The following is a 16,976-nucleotide window of genomic DNA, read 5'->3' as shown; positions in this document are numbered from 1 at the left end:
TATGGTTAATTAAAATAAAGTGTGCTGTTCTCCGAGCAGATTGCTGAGAAAACTGCGACGATGCATGGGTGTAGCACCACGAGCCATAATTTGTTCACGATGAAATTTCGTTGCATATCCCTTATGTATCGATAAACCATATTCCGGATATAACGTATCCCAATCCTCCTTGCAAAGCCTATCCCGGGTAACCTTCGCAATAATGGATGCTGCCGCAATGGATTGACTGTTTGCATCACCTTTAATAATGGACAACTGCGGTATATTCACATCTACCTTTTCGGCATCCACCAATAGATAATCTGGCACGCCCTCAAGCGCTTCTACTGCACGTTTCATGGCAAGCCTTGCAGCCTGCTTAATATTCAGTTGATCAATCGTTTCCGCATCCGCATAACCGATTCCCACTGACAACGCCTTTTCCATTATGATGTCATATAATGCATCGCGCTTTTTCTCCGTTAATTTCTTGGAATCATTAACCCCTTCGAGAATCAGATCACGAGGTAAAATAACGGCTGCCGCTACTACATCTCCAAATAAACAACCGCGTCCCACTTCATCAATTCCGGCAATACGTTCAAATCCACTTTCCCAATATTCACGCTCATAAATCAGCAGATCTTTGGGCTCCACCAATTCTTTTTTCTTCTTTTTCGGTTCAACCAGGGCATCCAGTTGCGTCAATTCAATTAACTCATTCATTTCATTCATTACAGTGTCATCTCCTCTGCCCACTCTTGCTTCAACACATCACTTTTATATCATTTTATTATATAGACGTAGATTCCCGATTTTTGTTCTATCAGATCCTATTAAATAAGAAATAAGCTTCTGTAAAGCATATGATAATACGATGGTGAGTTATTATTTTATCGGTATCTGATGGCTTAAATTGAAGATATTCAGCATTGAGCAGGCTAAATCTTCATCCCTCATCATAGCATGTTTTAAGAGACCCAGATATACGTACAATACAATCCCATAAAGTGCAATTTTCTAGAATCGCCTTCCAGATCAATCAAAGTTCCTCTATTTTAAATTCCAGTATGACAAAAAGCGACCGCTCCCGGTAATCCGGTAACGGCCGCTTCTTTCGGCAGTTGTCTTATTTAATAAGGAGCTTCCATAGAGAAACGTCCCATTTTGCCCGCACGCAGTTCACGCAGAAATGCTCGCGATGCTTTTTCCAAATCGATACGACCACCACTTACAACACAACCACGTATACGACCAACCTGTTCCATGATCGCAACAACGCTGTCAGAATCATCCGCATCCTTGGAGAACTCCTGAAGTCCATATCGTTCTTCAAGAGAATCCCAGTAATAACGCATCAGATAACTGATGCCAAAAAAGGCGATGTCTTCTGCATTCAGAATCTCTTCCTTAATTGCACCTGTTACCGCAAGACGATAACCCACGTTTTGATCTTCGAATTTCGGCCAAAGAATACCCGGGGTATCCAGCAGTTCCATTTCTTTACCCACTTTGATCCACTGTTGTCCCTTCGTCACACCAGGACGATCTCCCGTTGCCGCAATGTTCCGTCCAGCCAGTCGGTTAATTAGCGTGGATTTACCCACGTTTGGAATACCAACAATCAGTCCACGAACCGCTCGAGGGTTAATCCCTTTAGCTATTTGACGGTCAATTTTTTCTTTTAGGAGAAGCTTCGCTTGGGTTGGGATGTCTTTCACGTTGGTACCTGTTGAAGCATCTACAGGGAAAGCAGTGATTCCCTCTTTTTTGAAATATTCAATCCATTCTTGCGTCACTTTCGCATCCGCCAAGTCGGACTTATTCAACAAAATCATCCGGGGTTTGCCCTGTAAAATCTCGTCAATCATCGGGTTGCGGCTGGAGACAGGCAGACGGGCATCCAGCAGTTCGATGACCACGTCAATCAGCTTTAACTTATCCTGAATCTGGCGTCTGGCTCGGGTCATATGACCTGGAAACCATTGTATCGTCACCTTGTCTTCACCTCATTATTTGTTGATATACAAGCTTTTTCTATAACATGCACACCGTATCATTTCGCTGGCAAAACAATCTTCCGATCTCTATTATCCCCAAATTTGTTCTGCCCTCTACGTTTTGGTGTACACTTTATATTTTGCTTATATATCCTGCATTCATATTAATGGTTAATCCATTTGATATCGCCGATCGGCCAGAAAATCACATCTGCACGACCTACAATATCCGTCAGTGACACATAACCGATCATCCGGCTATCTGTACTGTTCGGACGGTTATCCCCCATTACAAAAACATGACCTTCAGGTACTTTCCCATCCGGGAATTGTTCATTAGGGAAGTCCTTCACGTTATAGGTTCCACCGTTCGCTTCAGCAGCATCGATTGCTCCCTGAATGTAAGTCTCATCGACTTTCTTACCATTGACGAGAACTGTATCGTCCTGAACCTCAACGGTATCACCAGCGACAGCAATGACACGTTTAATGAAATCACGGCCTTCGGTTGGAACGTGGAATACGATTACTTCTCCGCGCTGTGGTTCCCTAATATCATATAAAATTTCATTGACGATCACACGTTCACCTGTATGAAAATTCGGCTGCATGGAAGGCCCGTCCACAACAAAAGGTTTGAACAGCAACCACCGAATCAAAATGACAAGTACTAGTGCGATCACGATGGCTTTGAGCCATTCGAAAATTTCATTTTTGGCTTTTTTGGATCGACTGCCTTTCTCTTCGGCAGTATTGCCCTGGTCCTGTTGAACTTCCTGTTCCATTAATGATCTTCCTCTCTTCACAGTACATGTTATAGCAGTTTTTACACATCATCAGTTATGTAATCTTACACGCAAGCATTACCAGTACATTTAATCCACAATTCAAATGTCCTTCAATAACTGATTCCACAAGCCTCCCGGACTATTCGCGCGTGTGCCGCCATACCATTTTACTCGGAAGTGCACCTCCGGTTCAACTTTTCCCGGACAAAAACGAAAAGGGCTTGTCTCCAAGCCCTCCCCGGTATCCGTTATATTAACGAATTTCTTTAATTCTCGCTGCTTTACCGCGTAGTTCACGAAGATAATAAAGCTTCGCACGACGAACTTTACCACGGCGAGCCACTTCGATTCTATCGATTTTAGGGGAATGAAGCGGGAAAGCTCTTTCCACACCTACACCGTAAGAAATTTTACGAACTGTAAAAGTCTCACTGATTCCACCACCACGGCGTTTAATCACAACACCTTCGAACAATTGGATACGCTCACGAGTTCCCTCGATTACCTTAACGTGCACTTTCAAAGTGTCACCAGGACGAAAACTCGGAATATCCTTACGAAGTTGTTCTTGTGTAATCGCTTGAACGATATTCATCTATGACTCCCTCCTTCCGTACAGGCGTTCATACTTCTTCCAGAGAACACCTTGTCTCCTTCATTATCCATAGAGGACCGCCGTATTCCACATAACAGACTTATTGTATCACGCACCATAACAAAACACAAGGAAAAATAAACAAATTGCTGACGGAACTCCTTAGTTCTTCAATCCCCTTTAATTCCCTTTACTCCAATTAGTCGTTATCCCCTATAACGATCATCTTAAGCACGTCGCTGAATTCTATTATAGTCATATTACAATCACATTAAAATACCCTGTCCATCCGCTTTTCTGCACGATTCCTTTATGCACATAGAAGCTCCGCCCTATGGATAGTCGTAATTAGTATTCTTGGATAAGTCAAGTATTAGACGGAAAAAATACTGTAACTTTCTGTCAAGAAAGATCGTCTATGATATAGCTTGTTGGATTACGTGCTGATGCATCTAAAATGTAATTCCACAAAGAAATGAAATGGCAAAAGGAGAACCAATTGACTTATGAAACACTTAAAAAAAATCGCTCTTGCTGCACTCGCAGTACTCACTTGTACCATTACAATGTATGCGTATGCGGTAACTCATCCTACCAATGCAATGTCCCACAAAGCATGCACGTCCTGGGATATGGTTAAACGTAAGGCATTTCTAATGTCTCACTCCGATTATTCCAGCAAACCTGCACTTGATCTGGCTACCTTTCACATCGCACAAGGTTCGGCTACTGAGGTACCTGTACTGATGTATCATTACATACAGCCCAAAAATAATAATCATGAAACAAACAACAAATCGATCATTAATCTGGAAGACTTCGAAGAAAACATGAAATATTTGCATGAAGAAGGCTACAATACAATTACATTGGAGCAGCTTGAACAATACGTGAATGGACAGATCTCCCTACCCAAAAAGTCGATTGTCATCACCTTTGATGATGGGTATCAGAACAATTATACTTTAGCCTACCCTGTGCTCAAAAAATATAATTTCCATGCTTCCCTGTTTGTAATCGGCAGCAAAATTCAGGATCAGCCTTCGGCTTTTGATCCAGCCAAAAATACATTTATCTCCAAACAGGAGATGCAGGCCGCTAAAGACGTCTTTGAGTTCAATAGTCATACCTATAATCTGCATCACAAGGGATATATGCGTTGCGGCGACAACGTGCCAGTCGGACTCGACACAAGTCTTCTGAATGATGACGTCAAGTTAATGAAAGAAACCGGTATAGATACGCCGTATCTTGCCTACCCTTTCGGTTATACCAGCACGCAGATGATCTATCAGCTGCAGCAAAATGGGTATCGCATGGCCTTTTCCGTACGCTCAGGATTTGTTCGACCTGGGGATAATCCTATGAAGCTCCCACGATTAACGGTTACAACAGGAACCGATTTGGCTGCATTGCTCCATCCCGAATCAGACCCACAGGAAATCCTTCCTGTCGTAGAGATCAGTCATTAAGCTAGATTGATACTTCCCCGCCTGGATAAAGAGTCGAGCTATACAGCCTTTTTGGCTGAAGCTGGGCTCTTTTTATGTCCAAAGAGGTTGGAGTGGTTACATCCATCACTGAGCTGGAATAGATTACGGCTTCATGTGCATCATAGATGATGATCTGTTCCCTTCCGCTCTGACACAAGTCGGCATGTACGGCGTAGCCCTCTTTTCCGAAATCTGCAACCGTTTGCATGTTACCATTGACCAAAGCTGGCAGGACGCCCCCACCTCGACGATAAGCCAGGATATAGTCAAGCCCGCTGTCATCCCAGTTGCGTACAGGCTCAATAATGGTTAACCACCCACGAGTTTTACGATCTTCTTTCCACAGTTCTTTTCCGTCGCTACCCAGCATAAATAGTCCATCCTTGCCATTCTCATCTCCACGAATAATCCGATCCAAGCCTGCAATCTGTAATCCTTGTCTTTCTCTATAAAATTTCCCCAATGCAATATGCTGTGATTCAATCGAATCCTCATAACGCCATTTTTCATTACCGTACCGATCCAGCATCACCGTGACACTGCCACCAATAACAATTTCAACTTCCCCGTCCTCGTCCACATCGCCAAACCATATACAGTCTGCGTGATCATCAAGATTTTGACAGGACCATAATAATGTTCCATTATGATCCAGCATGTCATACCCGGCCATCACTTCATCCTTGCCATCCCCATCGATATCGTATACCCACGGAAAATGACCTATATTACCCTCATGCTTCCACAACAAATTGAAATCATGGTCTAAAGCCCATAACGTCTTATACCGATCCTTCAGCAGGATATCCATTGTGTGTTGGTCACCAGTCAGGTTTGCAAGAATAAGACAGTCATGCGCTTGCTCTTCAGGCAACTCATGACGTTTCTTTATCTCTCCGGTTCTTCCGTCTAGAATAAGAAATTGTTTGTTCATTACACACAGCACTTCATTATTTCCGTCCCCATCCCAATCTGCAATTTGAGCAGGATAGTCTGATCCTGGACCGCCTGCATCCGGATCCGGTGTTCCGACCTGCCACATTAATGTTCCATCCAGATCATATGCCGACAAACAGCATACCTGATGTGGAACGTAACGGTCATCTATGCCCCCATCTGCCTGTACCAACAGCATCTCAAGCCTGCCATCTCCATTCAGATCCCCCAGAAGCATTTTGCAGCGCTCTCCAGCTTCGCTTATATTCACTCTGCCAACTTCATAAGGCTGATGATTCATATTCTTCCTCCTCAGCATGTCGTGTTCATACGCTTCTAGTTGAGATCACCATAAAGAAATTCTTCAGTTTATACAACCCTATTTCGGAACATGCAAAAATGTTCAAAGCGGCAAAAGTGTTCAATACAGAAAAAGACCAACCTATATATCACAAGGCTGGTCTTTAAAGCTTTTGAATGAGATTATTTTACGTGCTCAAACGAAATACATCAAATTACTCTGCATTCTTTTCACGGTCGGAACGAATCTTATTTAGCCAAATCCGTTCTTTATCCGTCAAGTCCGCCGTCTCCAGCATATCTGGTCTACGTTCCAGCGTACGAAGCAAGGACTGCTCCCTGCGCCATGCATCAATATTCAGATGATGTCCGGATAACAGCATATCTGGCACCTTCATACCTCTGAATTCCGGAGGACGTGTGTAGTGCGGGTATTCGAGCAATCCGGTACTGAATGAATCCGTTACAGCACTTGTCTCATTACCCAGTACACCCGGAATAAGGCGCACAATACTGTCAATCGCCACCATCGCAGGTAGCTCGCCGCCCGTCAGCACGTAATCACCAATCGACAATTCGTCCGTCACGAGAAATTCACGGATACGCTCATCATAGCCTTCATAATGTCCGCAAATAAAAATCAGATGATCTTCCTGTACAAGTTCTTCTGCTTTTTTCTGTGTGAACGTCTCACCTTGCGGACACATTAGAATAATACGTGGCGGTTTCATCGTTGCCGCAGCTTCGCCTCGTTGCTCTAAAACATCCTCGACAGCAGCAAAGATTGGATCCGGCTTTAATACCATACCCCCACCTCCGCCGTAAGGTGCATCGTCAACTGTATTGTGTTTATTGGTCGCAAAATTCCGAAAGTTTGTTGCTCCCAGAGATACAAGCCCCTTTGTTTGGGCTTTACCCAGAATACTGGTTCCGAATACGCCGTCAAACATTTCCGGGAATAGTGTTAGAACATCCACTTTCATGTTACAGCAGCCCTTCCATCAGGTGAACCTTGACTTGTTGCTGGTCGATGTCCACATCAAGAACAACATCATCAATAACCGGTAGTAGGATTTCTTTGCCTGCTGGCGTTTTAACAACCCATACGTCATTAGCACCGGGAGTCAAAATCTCAGAGATGGTTCCGAGTGTTTCACCTTCATCTGTAATGACCGAACATCCAACAATTTGGTGGAAGTAGTATTCATTCTCTTCTAGCTCAGCCAAGTTTTCTTTCAACACTTTAGCCATGCCGCCTTTAAACTTCTCTACTTCATTAATGTTGCCATACTCTTTCAGACGAAGAATATACATATTCTTATGCAAACGTGCAGATTCCACGTTAACCATGACTGGATGATTATCTGGTGTAAAGAAAAACAACTCTGCATTTTTCGCAAAACGTACTTCGGGGAAATCAGTTAAAGGCATGATTCTCACCTCGCCGCGAATTCCATGCGTATTGACGATTTTACCTACATTCATAAACTCTGCCATACTTTCCTCCTACAATCCATTCATATTGGTACTCATATGTGTTGATCTCCCTGCGACCGTTCCGGTTACGGATCGTTCTTCGGATCGCTGTTATCCTAACGCTTCTTCAGAATCGATTCCGTACCCTTCACTACTTGCGCAGATAATCATACTTGACGAGCTATTTCAATCCTATTATTTAAGTTTCAGCATGCACGAAAAGGGGCTAGGACATGCATCCTAACCCCCTTTCGTATATCTTTAAGATATGATATCGACGGTTACCCGTTTATCCATCTTAACTGCTGCTGATGTGACGACCGTACGAAGAGACTTTGCGATTCGTCCCTGTTTACCAATCACTTTCCCAACATCGTCAGGATGAACGGTTAACTCATATACGACAAGCCGATCTTTCTCAACCGTCCGAACCGCCACATCTTCCGGATGATCGACCAAAGCCTTAGCAATTATGCCTACTAATTCTTCCATAGATGACCCTCCGAATCAGCACCTTATTTAGTCAATTTAGACTCGTGGAACTTCTTCATCACGCCCGCTTTGCTCAGCAAGTTGCGGACAGTGTCAGATGCTTGTGCACCGTTTTGAAGCCATTGCAATGCTTTATCTTCATCGATCTTAACAACAGCCGGTTGTTCAACCGGGTTGTAGTAACCGATCTCCTCGATAAAACGACCGTCACGTGGGGAACGGGAATCCGATACCACTACGCGGTAGAAAGGAGCTTTGTGAGCACCCATACGTTTCAGACGAATACGAACTGCCATTTGAAAATTCACCTCCTTCAATGAAATCTGTATATCGTTTAGCTGTTCCAGGAATCAACGGAAAGGAAACTTCATTCCTTTGCCCAGACCCTTGAGCTGCTTCATTGCTTTGTTCTTGCCGCCTTTAGGTCCCATCATATCCGAGAACTGTTTCATCATGCGGCGCATCTCATCAAACTGCTTGATCAGACGGTTTACTTCGGCCAGGGATGTTCCACTACCTGTAGCAATTCGCTTCCGGCGGCTATGGTTGATCATATCCGGGTTACGTTTCTCCTCGGTCGTCATAGAGTACACGATCGCTTCGATCCGGCCCATCTGTTTATCATCAACTTTCAGGTCCTTCGCTTGTTTCATCTTGCCCATACCAGGAATCATATCCATAATCTGATCGATTGGTCCCAGTTTCTTCACCTGATCCATCTGTTCCAGGAAATCTTCGAACGTGAATTCTGCATTACGCATCTTGCGTTCCATTTCCTTGGCTTTATCGGTATCAATGTTGGACTGTGCTTTCTCAATCAGAGAGAGCATATCACCCATACCGAGAATGCGTGAAGCCATACGCTCCGGATGGAAAGGTTCCAGCGCATCAAGTTTCTCTCCAAGGGAAGCAAACTTGATTGGGCAACCGGTCACTGCTTTAACGGAAAGCGCGGCACCACCACGAGTATCTCCGTCAAGCTTGGTCAGAACGACACCCGTCAGATTAAGCTGCTGGTTAAAGTGTTCTGCCACATTAACTGCATCCTGACCTGTCATGCTGTCTACGACAAGCAATACTTCATCGGGATTCACTACGCTGTGAATCTGGCGAAGCTCTTCCATCAGTTCTTCATCGACATGCAGGCGTCCAGCTGTATCGATAATGACATAGTCATTGCCGTTGTCCTTGGCGTGCTGTAGACCCTGACGTGCGATCTCTACAGGGCTTGTCTGATCTCCCAGTGTGAATACCGGCGCTTTGATCTGCTCGCCGAGCACTTCCAACTGTTTAATCGCTGCCGGACGATAAATATCTCCTGCAACAAGTAACGGTCTACTGTTCTGCTTTTGCAGCATTTTAGCCAGTTTACCGGATGTGGTCGTTTTACCTGCACCCTGCAAACCAACCATCATCAGTACCGTAGGCGGTTTGTTCGCTTTAGCCAGCTTCGACTGGCTTCCACCCATCAAATCCGTCAGTTCCTTGTTTACGATGTCGATAATGACCATTCCTGGCGTGAAGCTCTCCATCACTTCTTTGCCAACAGCCTTCTCTTTCACCTTGGCGATGAATTCCTTGACCACTTTGAAGTTTACATCCGCTTCGAGCAATGCCAGACGTACCTCGCGCATAGCTTCAGCAACATCTTCATCAGACACCTTGCCTTTGCCACGCAGCTTGCTGAACACATTCTGCAATCGGGTCGTTAATCCTTCAAATGCCATGATCCCACCTCCTTAAGCTGTAATACTGTTTTCAGGACCGATACGTTTCGTTCAACTCTTAAGAACTATTCTCTGAGCTGATGAATAATATCGTTTATTTGTTGGTTGTTATCAATGGAAACACCTGCGCGCTCCAATGCATTTTGCAAATCTTCAAGATTACGGTTGCGCCGTTCGTGCTTCTCCAGCAAGCCAAGCTTGCTTTCGTAATTTTCCAGCACTTGTTCGGCACGCTTGATATGCTCGTATACCGCCTGGCGGCTGATCTCGAACTCGGCTGCAATCTCGCCCAGCGAGAAATCATCATGAAAGTAATACTTTAGAAAAGTCTGCTGTTTCTCGGTAAGTAACAGTTCATAGAAAGCAAACAGCAAGTTAATCCGGTTTGTCTTCTCAAGCCGGTTTTCTTGACTCATAACGGGGCACTCCCTTCGTCAAGGAAAAACACTTTACACTCTTGCAACGTTCCTAATAATACCTAAAACAAATCAGGTTGTCAAGCAAAAATACTTGTCACAATAAAAACGTTCATTTTGCACTCATTTTTCTTTCCCATACGGTTGATCTTAGCCATTCCTCTACAGTAGAATACGACCTGCTGTATCCTTTATATAGAACAAAAAACGAATGGGTCTCCACAGATGGAGCCGATTCGTTTTACGCTATCTACCGTGGCCTAGCGAAGTGGTGTCAGGTACAGCAGTACCATAAAGAAATGAAGAATACTGCCTGCCAACACAAAGAGATGCCAAATCGCATGGTGGTACGGAAATCCACGCCACACATAAAAAAGTGTACCCAGTGTATACATTAGGCCTCCAGCAACCAGCAGCACGATTCCGCCTGTAGGAATGGTAGCCATAAGCGGTTGCCAGGCAATAACGATGAGCCAGCCCATCGCAATATAGAAAATCGTGGACATGAATAGAAACCTTTTCGTAAAAAACGCCTTAAAGATCACGCCGAATAATGCGATTCCCCAGATTACACCGAACAGGGTCCAACCAAGTGTGCCGCGAACAGCAATAAACAAAAGCGGAGTGTACGATCCCGCAATAAACAAATAAATGGAAGAATGGTCGAAAATCTCAAATAAATCTTTCACTTTCCCATCTTTCCATGCATGCACGAGTGTAGAGCTCGTATAGAGCAGTAGCATGGTGATCCCGTAGATCGTGAAACTGACCACATGCCAAGCCGTGCCTTTCATACTCGAAAATACAATCAATAGCACCAGTGCAGCTACACTGAGTGCAGCACCGATTCCATGTGTAACCGCATTGGCGACTTCTTCACGGCGAGAATAGGTATAAGTATTGGCCATATCAACCGTCCTTTCTAGCCCTTTAGCCTTGCCTTCTTTATTCCCATTATACACGTATTGCCAGTGACATTACACGTGACACTTATCACGTCTATCACTGGCAATACGGTTAACGCTATTAATTCATCCTATTTATTAATGGTTCTAGGAATTAGCTTCCTCTTCTTCAGCACTTTCAGCTGGCTGTTCTTGGATCAGTCCGGCAAACAACGCATGCACGAATTGCTCCGAGTCGAATGGCTGCAGATCATCAATTTTCTCACCAAGTCCGACCAGCTTCACAGGCAAATCCAACTCCTGACGAATCGCAACAACAATACCACCTTTGGCGGTACCATCCAGCTTCGTCAGTACAAGTCCAGTTACCCCACTCTTCTCTCCGAAGAGTTTGGCCTGATTAAGTGCATTCTGACCTGTAGTTGCATCCAGCACCATTAATACTTCATGAGGTGCTTCCGGAATTTCACGTTGAATGACACGATAGATTTTGTTGAGTTCGTCCATCAGATTGGACTTATTCTGCAGACGGCCAGCTGTATCACAGAGCAATACATCAGCACCCCGTTGCTTCGCAGCCTGTACTGCATCATACATTACAGCGGCAGGGTCAGAACCTGATTGTTGCTTGATGACTTCCACACCAGCACGTTGTCCCCATACTTCGAGTTGTTCAATCGCTCCGGCACGGAACGTATCGCCTGCTGCCATAATGACCTTTTTACCCTGCTGTTTGAAGCGATGGGCTAGCTTACCTATCGTTGTTGTTTTACCCACACCATTAACACCGACAAACAAAATGACCGTAATGCCATCCGGATTCATTTTCAGTTCATTATTCTGCTCGCCACGAAGCAAATCCGTCAGTTTTTCGGACAATACAGGCTGTAGTTCAGCCGCATCCTCAATTTTACGTTTTTTGACTTCTTCACGCAGATCTTCAATCAGTTTCATGACCGTATTGACACCTACGTCGGCTCCAATCAGAATCTCTTCCAACTCTTCATAGAATTCCTCGTCGATTTTTTTGCGGCGGATAACGAGATCCGACACTTTCTCTACAAGGCCTTTACGTGTCTTTTCCAACCCGTCCTTGAACTGTTTGGTAACCGACTCCGTTTTGCTTGCAATGCTGTCTCTCAGCTTTTTAAAAAAACTCATAAAGCCCCTCCATCGTGTACATTTCTTAGTTTAAATGATATTAGATGAGTTCATGCGTGACAACCAACTCAAAGATTAGGCAATGACAGCTTCCTCATCTTCCAGTTTAACCGAAACGAGCTTGGATACTCCGCCCTCTTCCATCGTGACGCCATACAGCACATCCGCTTCTTCCATTGTGCCTTTGCGATGTGTAACAACGATGAATTGTGTTTGTTCCGAGAACTCACGTAAATACTGGGCAAAACGCACCACGTTGGCTTCATCCAGTGCCGCTTCCACTTCATCCAGTACGCAGAACGGTACAGGCTTAACATGCAGTATAGCGAATAACAATGCCATCGCGGTCAATGCTCGTTCCCCACCGGATAATAGCTGCAGGTTTTGCAGCTTTTTGCCTGGTGGCTGGGCGACAATATCAATGCCCGTATCGAGCAAGCGCTCAGGGTCCATTAGTACAAGATCGGCGCGTCCTCCGCCAAACAACTTGGTGAAGACTGTGCCGAACTCCCGCCGAATCGCATCAAACGTTGCCTTGAATCGTTTGGCCATCTCGTCTTCCATTTCTCGAATGACCTGATACAACGTTGTTTTGGCTTCAACCAGGTCATTCTTCTGCGTGCTGAGGAACTCATACCGTTCGTTAACCCGCTGGAATTCTTCGATGGCTCCCAGATTGACGTCGCCGAGAGCTGCAATGCTGCGCTTCAGTTTCTGAACCTCAGCCTGTGTGCTCTCCACATCTTCCGGTACTGGATAACGCTCTTTGGCAAGTTCATAGCCGAGCTCATACTCATCCATCAATTTGCGCAAAATATTTTCCAACTCAACATCAAGTCTATTCACGGAAATTTCCGTTTGTCGCATCTGCTCCTCAACAGCTTTCAGCTGTGTACGCTGTTCCTTCGTTTCATTCTCGGCAAGCTCAAGCTTCTTCGACAGCTCGCTTCGGGCAGCACGCTTGAAGTCCAGCTCCTGTGCAGATTCCGCTTTTTTCAGCTTGTATTGGTTAAGATCTTCAATCTGTTTAACACTCTCAGTCTCTGTTTTCTTCAGATCGGCTTCCATGGAGGCCAGCAACGTACGATTTTGACGAAGATCCTTCACCAGTGAATCCACTTCGCGCTCCAAACGCCGTAATTGCTCCTCGTTGGAGAATCGCTCCTGATCCAGTTTTCCCTCTCGCACTTTCAGTTCGGTGAGCTGGGTCTGCAATTCCTCCTTCGCGGATTCATTCGCTTTGCGCGCAAATTCTGCGGCATGAATGGCACGATGGGTCGCCTTCTCTTCTTCCTCAAGCTGCTCCAGCTTCTTCACAGCGACATCGCGGGCTATATCCATCTCTTTGATTTCTTCGGTAAACCCGCTCTTTTCCTGCCCGGCTACGGCAACCTGTTCCAGTACGTGACGCAGCTCATGCTCAACCTGCTTCATTTCCATTGAAGCCTGCTGTTCTGCATTCCGGGTGTCGTCTCCAGACTGACGAAGCTCGTCCAGCTTGTCCTGGCACTGCTCCAGTTGAGTTTTTACATCATCCACACTGCGATGAAGTTTTACGATCTGATTTTCGGTATCCAAAATATCCTGGTCCAGCTGGTCCAGCTGCCGTTTGCGACTGAGCAGACTTACATTTTTCTTGTGCTGGCTACCACCAGTCATCGAACCACCCGCGTTAACCACATCGCCTTCCAGGGTTACGACCCGGAAACGATATTGGCAGCGAGCCGCGATCTTATTGGCATCCTCCAACTTCTCCGCAATAATGACATTACCGAGCAAACTTCCAATGATCGCAGCATAACGGGATTCGTATTGTACGAGATCCGCACCAATTCCCACAAAACCATCCATGCCTTCGATCATCGAACGTTCACCCGCACCAATGGTACGTGCACGAATAACATCCAGCGGGAGGAACGTAGCTCTGCCCAATTGACGTTGTTTCAGAAAAGCGATCGCCTGTCTGGAAACCGATTCATTCTCCATGACGACATGCTGCAGGGAAGCGCCCATCGCTGTCTCTACCGCAAGTTCGATCTTCTCAGGCACTTTAACGAGCTCTGCAACGGCTCCATGAACCCCGTTCAGTGTACCTTTGCGTGATGCCTTAAGAACTTCTTTGACACCCAACATGAAACCGTCAAAATCATCCTGCATCTCTTTCATTGTATCGCGACGGGAGACCTGGGCTTCACGCTTCTGCTCCCATTTACGGACAGTTCCCCGGCTTTCTTCGAGCAGCTTCTGCAACGATTGGAGACGTTCACTTTCCGTAATATATCCACCGCGCAGATCACTGATTTCCTTGCCCAAACGAACAACTTTTTTCTCAATCTCCGTTTTGCGGGCTTCCAGCGTTTCCTTCTGGCCTTCCCACTTGCCGGATTCCTCAGTCGCGCGATTCATTCGCCGTTCCAGCGTTTCTTTCTGTTGGTCGGCGTAACGAATTTCATTTCGTGTCTGAGCCATCTGATTCATCAGTTCCAGCAAGTTGCCCTTAAGGCTTTCCTCCTGCTGTTGGCTAATGCCGCCAGTAACACCGATAAGTTTGGCCTCTTCTTCGGAAAGGCGGTTTCTTACGTCACTCAATTCCAGTTCAAGCTTGGCAAACTTTTCGCGTAATGCAAGTAACTCGGCTTCACGCTCCCGATGTCTCTCTTCACTCGCTGCAAGCGTCACTTTAAGCTGTTCCTGGTTCGTCTGCAGATGACGCGAACGCTCCTTGAGCAGTTCTCCTAGCCCTTCGCTCTTCTCCGTTGCTTCACTGAATTGCAATAAGGCCGACTGCAGCTGTTCCGTCTCCGTTTCCAGCGTACGCAGTGCATTCCGGTCACTTTCCAGCTTGGCATCATGAGTGGATACGATAGCCGCCAATCCGACTTCTTCCTGTTTCAACGATTCAAGTCGTTGGTTTGCTTTGCTCCAGGAAGCGTGAATTTGTTCAATTTGATACACATACATGGAGATTTCCTGTGATTTCAGCTGTCCACGCAATTCCTTGTAGTGGATTGCTTTCTCCGATTGTTCCTTTAACGGACCAATCTGGTCTTCTAGCTCGGTGACCAGGTCATGAATGCGCAACAAATTCTGTTCCGTCTCATCCAGTTTGCGAGTAGCATCCCGTTTGCGAGATTTATATTTAACAATACCTGATGCCTCTTCAAAGATCCCCCTGCGATCCTCTGAACGGGTACTCAGAATCTCTTCGATTCGTCCCTGTCCAATAATCGAGTAAGCTTCCTTGCCGATCCCGGTATCCATAAACAATTCCGTAATATCCCTCAACCGACACGACTGCTTGTTGATAAAATATTCACTGTCTCCGCTGCGATGTACACGACGCGTTACCGTCACTTCACCAAAATCCAAAGCAAGCGCATGATCTTCGTTATCCAGCGTCAACGAAACTTCACCATAATTAACAGCCTTCCGTGCATCACTGCCGGCAAAAATAATATCTTCCATTTTGCCACCACGCAGTGATTTGGCGCTTTGTTCCCCAAGAACCCAGCGTATGCCGTCTGAAATGTTACTTTTGCCACTTCCGTTCGGACCTACAACAGCGGTTATGCCACGAACGAATTCCATTTCCGTTTTGTCGGCGAATGACTTGAATCCACCCAGTTCAATCCGTTTCAAAAACATAGGGTTTCCCGTCACCTCCTCTTGCAAATTTCAAATGTTGCATTTAGCGCCTATTTTACACTTGCCACTTCGATGACAGAACAACCTTCCGATCGCTGTTATCCCCAGATTTTTTTGATTCCTTTTATAAAGGGAACATCCGGGGATAAAGGCGAACTCTACGCTTCTTCAGGTTATTTCTGTCTTCTCCGTTTTGGTGTAAAACTCAGGTTCAACTTCTATAGTTAAACTAACAGGAGCAGCTAGCCCTGAACCTCTTTACAAAAAAAAGAGCAAAAAGCAGTCCGGCCGATAAATTCCGCCAGGCGGACCCGCGGGCTGCTCTTTGCTCTTCGTTTGTCTATGCGCTTACGGTAAAGCTCAGGCTTCCGGAAGCTTCAGTCGATCCAGCGCTGCGGATGCAGCCTGTTGTTCGGCTTCCTTTTTGGAACGTCCTGTACCTCTGCCAAGCCGTTCTTGACCCATATGGACCTCGGAGACAAACTCCCGTTCATGGGCAGGGCCCCGTTCCTCAACAATACGGTATTCGAGAGCTCCCATATTGTGATGCTGAGTGAGTTCCTGCAATTCCGTTTTGTAATCGCTCATCTGCAACTTGCTGCCCAGAACGATCAACGGAAATACATGCTGATCCAGAAATGTCCGGACAGGCGCCAATCCCTGATCCAGATACAATGCACCGATGAAAGATTCAAACACATCCGCTAGTAAAGCCGGTCTAGTTCGTCCTCCCGTCAGTTCCTCACCTTTACCAAGAAGTACATACTGCCCAAAACCCAACGCTTCAGCAAATTTGACGAGGGAAGGCTCGCAGACAATGGATGCCCGCAGCTTAGTTAATTCACCTTCCGGCCGGTTAGGAAACAAGTGATACAAGTATTCCGACACAGTCAGTTCCAGTACCGCATCGCCCAGAAACTCCAGACGCTCGTTATCCTGATGCTGACTGAACCGGTGTTCGTTTACATAAGAAGCATGGGTAAACGCTTGTTTTAAAAGCTGCCTGTTGTCAAATTTGATTTGAAGTTTGTGTTGTAACTGCTTCAGATCTTCACTCAAACGA

Annotated in this window: 16 protein-coding genes; 1 reads left to right on the top strand and 15 read right to left on the bottom strand. The window is 45.7% G+C overall.

Translation table 11 applies throughout. The features are described 5' to 3' along the window. Positions 1 to 9: 9 nt before the first annotated feature. From ACDJ58_RS09740 to rplS, 4 genes are all read right to left on the bottom strand, one after another. On the bottom strand, positions 10 to 714 hold the full coding sequence (locus tag ACDJ58_RS09740; protein WP_413377445.1) for a ribonuclease HII: 705 nt from the start codon (positions 712 to 714) through the stop codon (positions 10 to 12). 398 nt (positions 715 to 1,112) lie between these two features. Beyond that, positions 1,113 to 1,976 carry a ribosome biogenesis GTPase YlqF gene (ylqF, locus tag ACDJ58_RS09735; protein ID WP_063564655.1) on the bottom strand — a complete coding sequence of 288 codons (864 nt, stop codon included), beginning with the start codon at positions 1,974 to 1,976 and terminating at the stop codon, positions 1,113 to 1,115. 167 nt (positions 1,977 to 2,143) lie between these two features. After that, a complete protein-coding gene (gene lepB / locus ACDJ58_RS09730) occupies positions 2,144 to 2,764 on the bottom strand; it encodes a signal peptidase I (RefSeq protein WP_063564656.1) in 621 nt (206 codons plus the stop codon). Positions 2,765 to 3,020: 256 nt separating this feature from the next. Next, positions 3,021 to 3,362, bottom strand: a complete 342-nt coding sequence (gene rplS, locus ACDJ58_RS09725) for a 50S ribosomal protein L19 (RefSeq protein WP_024630190.1) — start codon at positions 3,360 to 3,362, stop codon at positions 3,021 to 3,023. Positions 3,363 to 3,868: 506 nt separating this feature from the next. Between rplS and ACDJ58_RS09720 the strand changes: the two genes are divergently transcribed. After that, on the top strand, positions 3,869 to 4,834 hold the full coding sequence (locus ACDJ58_RS09720) for a polysaccharide deacetylase family protein (protein ID WP_413377442.1): 966 nt from the start codon (positions 3,869 to 3,871) through the stop codon (positions 4,832 to 4,834). A gap of 1 nt (position 4,835) precedes the next feature. Here the strand turns inward: ACDJ58_RS09720 and ACDJ58_RS09715 are convergent, their stop codons facing one another. The 11 genes from ACDJ58_RS09715 to rnc all read right to left on the bottom strand — a co-directional run bounded on the left by ACDJ58_RS09715 (position 4,836) and on the right by rnc (position 16,972). Then, the gene (locus ACDJ58_RS09715) at positions 4,836 to 6,092 is read right to left on the bottom strand and encodes a hypothetical protein (RefSeq protein ID WP_413377440.1); all 1,257 of its coding nucleotides are present in this window, start codon (positions 6,090 to 6,092) and stop codon (positions 4,836 to 4,838) included. Between the two features lie 214 nt (positions 6,093 to 6,306). Continuing rightward, positions 6,307 to 7,074: a tRNA (guanosine(37)-N1)-methyltransferase TrmD gene (trmD, locus tag ACDJ58_RS09710; protein ID WP_413377438.1), complete on the bottom strand. Its 768-nt coding sequence runs from the start codon at positions 7,072 to 7,074 to the stop codon at positions 6,307 to 6,309. 1 nt (position 7,075) lies between these two features. Further along, positions 7,076 to 7,588 (bottom strand): ribosome maturation factor RimM, encoded by a 513-nt coding sequence (gene rimM / locus ACDJ58_RS09705; protein ID WP_413377436.1) that lies wholly within the window; start codon positions 7,586 to 7,588, stop codon positions 7,076 to 7,078. Between the two features lie 240 nt (positions 7,589 to 7,828). After that, positions 7,829 to 8,059, bottom strand: coding sequence for a KH domain-containing protein (locus ACDJ58_RS09700; protein WP_413377434.1), 231 nt, complete (start codon positions 8,057 to 8,059; stop codon positions 7,829 to 7,831). A gap of 23 nt (positions 8,060 to 8,082) precedes the next feature. Further along, entirely contained in the window at positions 8,083 to 8,355 is a 273-nt protein-coding gene (gene rpsP / locus ACDJ58_RS09695) for a 30S ribosomal protein S16 (protein WP_024630184.1), read from the bottom strand. Between the two features lie 54 nt (positions 8,356 to 8,409). Beyond that, positions 8,410 to 9,786 (bottom strand): signal recognition particle protein, encoded by a 1,377-nt coding sequence (ffh, locus tag ACDJ58_RS09690; RefSeq protein WP_413377432.1) that lies wholly within the window; start codon positions 9,784 to 9,786, stop codon positions 8,410 to 8,412. A 65-nt stretch (positions 9,787 to 9,851) separates the two neighbouring features. After that, complete coding sequence (ylxM, locus tag ACDJ58_RS09685) at positions 9,852 to 10,202, bottom strand: YlxM family DNA-binding protein (protein WP_413377430.1); 351 nt, start codon at positions 10,200 to 10,202, stop codon at positions 9,852 to 9,854. Between the two features lie 260 nt (positions 10,203 to 10,462). Then, positions 10,463 to 11,110, bottom strand: a complete 648-nt coding sequence (trhA, locus tag ACDJ58_RS09680) for a PAQR family membrane homeostasis protein TrhA (RefSeq protein WP_413377428.1) — start codon at positions 11,108 to 11,110, stop codon at positions 10,463 to 10,465. A gap of 144 nt (positions 11,111 to 11,254) precedes the next feature. Then, complete coding sequence (ftsY, locus tag ACDJ58_RS09675) at positions 11,255 to 12,268, bottom strand: signal recognition particle-docking protein FtsY (protein ID WP_076289481.1); 1,014 nt, start codon at positions 12,266 to 12,268, stop codon at positions 11,255 to 11,257. Positions 12,269 to 12,343: 75 nt separating this feature from the next. Next, entirely contained in the window at positions 12,344 to 15,913 is a 3,570-nt protein-coding gene (gene smc, locus ACDJ58_RS09670; RefSeq protein ID WP_413377426.1) for a chromosome segregation protein SMC, read from the bottom strand. 360 nt (positions 15,914 to 16,273) lie between these two features. Continuing rightward, the gene (gene rnc, locus ACDJ58_RS09665; protein ID WP_024630178.1) at positions 16,274 to 16,972 is read right to left on the bottom strand and encodes a ribonuclease III; all 699 of its coding nucleotides are present in this window, start codon (positions 16,970 to 16,972) and stop codon (positions 16,274 to 16,276) included. Positions 16,973 to 16,976 lie beyond the last annotated feature (4 nt).

This window comes from Paenibacillus taichungensis, from assembly GCF_047302525.1.
In the GTDB taxonomy this organism is placed as follows: domain Bacteria; phylum Bacillota; class Bacilli; order Paenibacillales; family Paenibacillaceae; genus Paenibacillus; species Paenibacillus taichungensis_B.
The sequence above is the reverse complement of the archived record's forward strand: the minus strand, read 5'-3'. Positions and strand labels throughout refer to the sequence as shown.

Coding starts and splice junctions, on each gene's coding strand:
- ACDJ58_RS09740 (WP_413377445.1), bottom strand. CDS start 714: ATGAATGAAATGAATGAGTTAATTGAATTGACGCAACTGGATGCCCTG.
- lepB (WP_063564656.1), bottom strand. CDS start 2,764: ATGGAACAGGAAGTTCAACAGGACCAGGGCAATACTGCCGAAGAGAAA.
- rplS (WP_024630190.1), bottom strand. CDS start 3,362: ATGAATATCGTTCAAGCGATTACACAAGAACAACTTCGTAAGGATATT.
- ACDJ58_RS09720 (WP_413377442.1), top strand. CDS start 3,869: ATGAAACACTTAAAAAAAATCGCTCTTGCTGCACTCGCAGTACTCACT.
- ACDJ58_RS09715 (WP_413377440.1), bottom strand. CDS start 6,092: ATGAATCATCAGCCTTATGAAGTTGGCAGAGTGAATATAAGCGAAGCT.
- trmD (WP_413377438.1), bottom strand. CDS start 7,074: ATGAAAGTGGATGTTCTAACACTATTCCCGGAAATGTTTGACGGCGTA.
- rimM (WP_413377436.1), bottom strand. CDS start 7,588: ATGGCAGAGTTTATGAATGTAGGTAAAATCGTCAATACGCATGGAATT.
- ACDJ58_RS09700 (WP_413377434.1), bottom strand. CDS start 8,059: ATGGAAGAATTAGTAGGCATAATTGCTAAGGCTTTGGTCGATCATCCG.
- rpsP (WP_024630184.1), bottom strand. CDS start 8,355: ATGGCAGTTCGTATTCGTCTGAAACGTATGGGTGCTCACAAAGCTCCT.
- ffh (WP_413377432.1), bottom strand. CDS start 9,786: ATGGCATTTGAAGGATTAACGACCCGATTGCAGAATGTGTTCAGCAAG.
- ylxM (WP_413377430.1), bottom strand. CDS start 10,202: ATGAGTCAAGAAAACCGGCTTGAGAAGACAAACCGGATTAACTTGCTG.
- trhA (WP_413377428.1), bottom strand. CDS start 11,110: ATGGCCAATACTTATACCTATTCTCGCCGTGAAGAAGTCGCCAATGCG.
- ftsY (WP_076289481.1), bottom strand. CDS start 12,268: ATGAGTTTTTTTAAAAAGCTGAGAGACAGCATTGCAAGCAAAACGGAG.
- smc (WP_413377426.1), bottom strand. CDS start 15,913: ATGTTTTTGAAACGGATTGAACTGGGTGGATTCAAGTCATTCGCCGAC.